General features: G+C 53.5%; 4 protein-coding genes, 1 tRNA gene and 1 other RNA gene. 2 read left to right on the top strand and 4 right to left on the bottom strand.

Features of this window, described 5'->3' with window-relative positions; translation table 11 throughout:
- Nucleotides 1–264: 264 nt before the first annotated feature.
- From B088_RS08045 to pheS, 3 genes are read right to left on the bottom strand one after another with little or no spacing between them, the layout of a single operon-like run.
- Nucleotides 265–933 carry a carbohydrate-binding family 9-like protein gene (locus B088_RS08045; RefSeq protein WP_018107915.1) on the bottom strand — a complete coding sequence of 223 codons (669 nt, stop codon included), beginning with the start codon at nt 931–933 and terminating at the stop codon, nt 265–267.
- Between the two features lie 28 nt (nt 934–961).
- Nucleotides 962–1,627, bottom strand: coding sequence for an endonuclease III (gene nth / locus B088_RS08040; RefSeq protein WP_018107914.1), 666 nt, complete (start codon nt 1,625–1,627; stop codon nt 962–964).
- The gene (pheS, locus tag B088_RS08035) at nt 1,627–2,658 is read right to left on the bottom strand and encodes a phenylalanine--tRNA ligase subunit alpha (protein WP_018107913.1); all 1,032 of its coding nucleotides are present in this window, start codon (nt 2,656–2,658) and stop codon (nt 1,627–1,629) included. Before pheS ends, nth begins: the two co-directional genes overlap by 1 nt.
- A gap of 155 nt (nt 2,659–2,813) precedes the next feature.
- Here pheS and ssrA point away from each other — a divergent pair.
- Nucleotides 2,814–3,212, top strand: a transfer-messenger RNA (tmRNA) gene (gene ssrA / locus B088_RS08525).
- 143 nt (nt 3,213–3,355) lie between these two features.
- Here the strand turns inward: ssrA and B088_RS08030 are convergent.
- A tRNA-Ser gene (locus B088_RS08030) sits at nt 3,356–3,442 on the bottom strand.
- A 216-nt stretch (nt 3,443–3,658) separates the two neighbouring features.
- Here B088_RS08030 and B088_RS08025 point away from each other — a divergent pair.
- Nucleotides 3,659–3,936, top strand: a 278-nt coding sequence (locus B088_RS08025; RefSeq protein WP_018107912.1) for an ISAon1 family transposase N-terminal region protein, incomplete at its 3' end; no start/stop codon positions are given.

Here is a 3,936-nt window from a genome sequence, read left to right as displayed (position 1 = left end):
CATAATCCTGACCTCAGATCCGGATCATGTGGAGATGTCCTCAGACTAATATCGGTATTAGTCTGATCTAATACCGGTATTAGGAGAAACTGTTACCGGTATTAGTCTCAACTAATACCGGTAATAGAAATCATAGAATTCATCGCACCGAGAGCGCGGCCATTTTAGGACTTCTCCACGAAAGCCGATGTCAAGTCCCGCGGCTCGGGGAGATTAGTCTCAGTGCACCGAGACTGACCCTTAACTACCGATACAAGTGATGAGTCACTTGCGCTTCGCCAGATCCAGTCGCGCAAAGGACTCCGGTCGATGAAAATCAGGCTTCTGGCTCACGATCGGCTGCCATGATGCGAAGTGCGGCATCACTGTTTCGTCCCCACACTTGTAGAAGTTACCCTCGATGTGATCTGGGATCTCTGTCGTACGCAATAGCCCAAATATGCGCCAGCTTATCTTTACCGATACCCAGAAGCTCTGGATACCCTGTCGCTGCTCGAAGAGGGTGTCCCTTCGCTCACTTGCAGCTCGTCTGATCTCCTGGTAGTCTGCGGGGGATAGTGGGTCGCTCTCCTCGCGGCTCCTTCTATGCGAAGCATCGCATGCGCCGATGCAATTGAATTCAAAATTATAGTACTTCTCATCACCCGGCAGACGGAGGAAGGCCTCCACGCAGCTATCCAGGTGCACACGATCACCATCCTCTGATATCGTGGCTCGGAGACCACGTCCCCGGCTGAAGAATCTGAGGTAGATACCGGTGTCCGTATAGGCGACACTGACCGCACTCACCGGGATATATCCGTACTGGTCCGGCCAGTTATTGGTCATAATGGGCAACCGCAGTGCCTGCTCCTCCATAAGTACTTCATTCGAAGTGAGATCCAGGGCGTCCAGGACTGGGATGTAAGGGATGATGGGTGTGTTTCGTGCCATGAGGAGAGTGTGATATGATGGGGATTGGCTATATTTTCTCTACACCACCGGCATCGTACCGACGTGCGTAGTGTCGGCAGTAGTCGGAGATCGGGCAGGTGAGGCAGTGGGGATTGCGCGCAAAGCAGATCTGACGACCATGGAGGATGAGCCAGTGATGGATGCGATTCCAGTACTTCCTCGGGATGCGGCGCATAAGAGACTCCTCCACCTTGAGGACGTTATTGGCTGTCTGAGGGACCAGCCCTATGCGCCTGGAGACACGGTAGACGTGAGTGTCGACCCCTATCCTTGGTTCTCCGATAATTACGGAGAGATAGACATTGGCGGTCTTGCGCCCCACTCCCTGAAGACTCATCAGCTCCTTCAGTGTCTCGGGGACAGTCCCACCATGGTCCTGTACGATCGACTCAGCGGACTGCTTGAGGTAGCGCGCCTTGCTATTGGGATAGGTGACGCTCCGGATGTAGGTTAGGATCTCTTCCTCAGACGCTCGTGACATCTCCAGGGGCGAAGGATAGGCGGCAAAGAGCGCAGGAGTCACCATATTGATCCGCTCATCTGTACACTGCGCCGAGAGGAGCACGGCGACCAGAAACTGGTACGGCGTGCCGTAGTGCAGTGCTGTCTGCGGATGAGGATTGGCGGACTCAAATCGCTCAATCACCCCGTCTACTCGCTCCTTGATCGTCATCACTTTTCGCTCTGGAATTGGCTAAGGAACCGGAGATCGTTCTCAGAGAAGAGCCGGAGGTCATCGACGGTGTACTTTAGGTTGGTGATCCGCTCGATGCCCATGCCGAGGGCAAAGCCGGTGTAGCGACTGGAGTCGATACCACAGGCCTCGAGGACATTGGGATGCACCATACCGCACCCGAGTATCTCGACCCAGCCGGTATGCTTGCAGAAGGAGCAGCCCTTTCCTCCACAGAGGTTGCAGGAGATGTCCATCTCAGCACTGGGCTCGGTGAAGGGGAAGTAGGAGGGTCTGAGTCGGATCTGCGTCTCGGGCCCAAACATTTCGTGGGCGAAGTGGAGGAGCACCTTACGCAGGTCGGTGAAGGTCACATGCTCGTCGATATAGAGCGCCTCCACCTGGTGGAAGAAGCAGTGTGCCCGTGCGGAGACAGCTTCATTGCGGTACACCCTACCCGGGCAGATGATACGGATCGGCGGCTTCTGCTCACCCATCACCCTCGTCTGTACGGAGGAGGTGTGGGTCCGGAGCAGGATCTGAGGATCATGGCTGACGAAGAAGGTGTCCTGCATGTCACGAGCCGGGTGATCGGGGGGAAAATTGAGCGCCTCGAAGACATGCCAGTCATCCTCCACCTCAGGTCCCACGGCGATGCTGAATCCAAGGTGACCAAAGATACGGATGATCTCGTCGCGAACTAAGTTGAGCGGGTGGCGTCCTCCTACCGGTACCTGCGCAGATGAGCGTGTCAGGTCGAGGTCTAAGAGCCGGGACGACTCACTCGCCCGGTCGAGGACCGAGCGGAAGGTCTGAAACTTTTGCTCCGTAACCTGCTTCAGCTCATTGATCAGGATACCGATCTCACGCTTGTCCTCCTTCGGTACGGACTTAAAGTCTGAGATCACCCCATTGAGGGCTCCCTTACGGCTGATATACTTGAGTCGGAGAGACTCGTACTCTTCCTCTGTAGTAGGCTGAGGGAGGGCTTGGATCTCCTCACTCAGCTGCTTGATCTTATCTTGTAACATACGTTTTGCCTATCGAGAGTAGGCTCTAACATTATTCCTGCCGATACCCTCATATAATAACGGTTCAGTAGCAAAATTACCCATAAATATTAGAATAACAGGGCTGCCTTGCAGGTTTAGCACGGAAGTCGTACCTTTGTGACATATATTCCAGAGGGGATGACAGGATTTGACAGCATGTAGAGTCGACCTGTGTAAGCACGTAGTGTAGGTTATCCGGCACTCTAACTCGGGTAGCAAACTTTTTAACTGGCGAAAATAACTACGCTCTCGCAGCGTAAACCTTAGGGTTTACTGCTTTTTCGCTTGAGCAATTGCTCGCGGCGAGACATCACCCAAGGCCCGTGATCCCGAGGTGGCTTGATCAGGTGGTGCTGATGTATCGGGAAGGGTTGTCGATGCGTCTTTCATCGGCGACGACACTTAAGAGACTAAGCGTGGGAGTCGGTTGCTCTGTCCCTCCTCTCGCGTCGAAAATCCGATCAGAGCTAAACGTGTAGAAAGCAGCTTGGTTCCATGTTTGGACGAGGGTTCGAATCCCTCCATCTCCACCACTAAAGCCCGCTCATACAAGGTTACGCCTGTATGAGCGGGCTTTTTCATTTATGGCGGTTCGGTCGGCTCGGCGTGCAGAAAAGACCTCCATCGGAAATCATCCGATGGAGGTCTTTCTCTCTGCATCATTACTGACGCTCAGCGGAAGCGACGAGATTCGAACTCGTGAAACGATTACTCGTTTGGCAGTTTAGCAAACTGCTGGTTTCAGCCACTCACCCACACTTCCGGGCTTGTTAGTCGAATTAAAACGGAGTGGGAAGTCATCCCATCTCTGACGTTTCTGACAGCAAAGGTAGTCAAAATACCGATTAAAGGCAATAGCAAAGGCCCCTATCTATCTATTTTGGCTAATTCGCATTTTGATGTGCTGGGACGGGGAGTAAAAAGAGATTACCATTGTTGAGGAGACAATAGATAGTAGATGAGGAAGTAGTTAGAGCATATGGAAACAGCAGAGATAAGGGAGTTGATTTCGGCCTTTGTCCCGGAGGAGATCCTTCGGGACTTCGAGTTCAAGGAGGTGAAAAAGGAGTGCGGGGTATACCGACTCTATATGGACGAGAAGGACGACGAGAGCCATTATCCCCCGGAGCTGACGGAGGCGAAAGAGGTGGTCCGGTGCGGGTATATGAATCCCTGTGAGATCCAGACCTTCCCCATAGCCGGCCGCGAGGCTTTCATCTACATACGCCGCCGGAGGTGGAAGGAGAAGGGCGGTCG

Source organism: Porphyromonas bennonis DSM 23058 = JCM 16335 (genome assembly GCF_000375645.1).
GTDB lineage: Bacteria > Bacteroidota > Bacteroidia > Bacteroidales > Porphyromonadaceae > Porphyromonas_A > Porphyromonas_A bennonis.
This window is presented reverse-complemented; position numbering and strand designations above follow the sequence as displayed.

Excerpts from the sequence above, each read along its gene's own strand:
- B088_RS08045 (WP_018107915.1), bottom strand. The coding sequence starts at position 933 with ATGGCACGAAACACACCCATCATCCCTTACATCCCAGTCCTGGACGCC.
- nth (WP_018107914.1), bottom strand. The coding sequence starts at position 1,627 with ATGACGATCAAGGAGCGAGTAGACGGGGTGATTGAGCGATTTGAGTCC.
- pheS (WP_018107913.1), bottom strand. The coding sequence starts at position 2,658 with ATGTTACAAGATAAGATCAAGCAGCTGAGTGAGGAGATCCAAGCCCTC.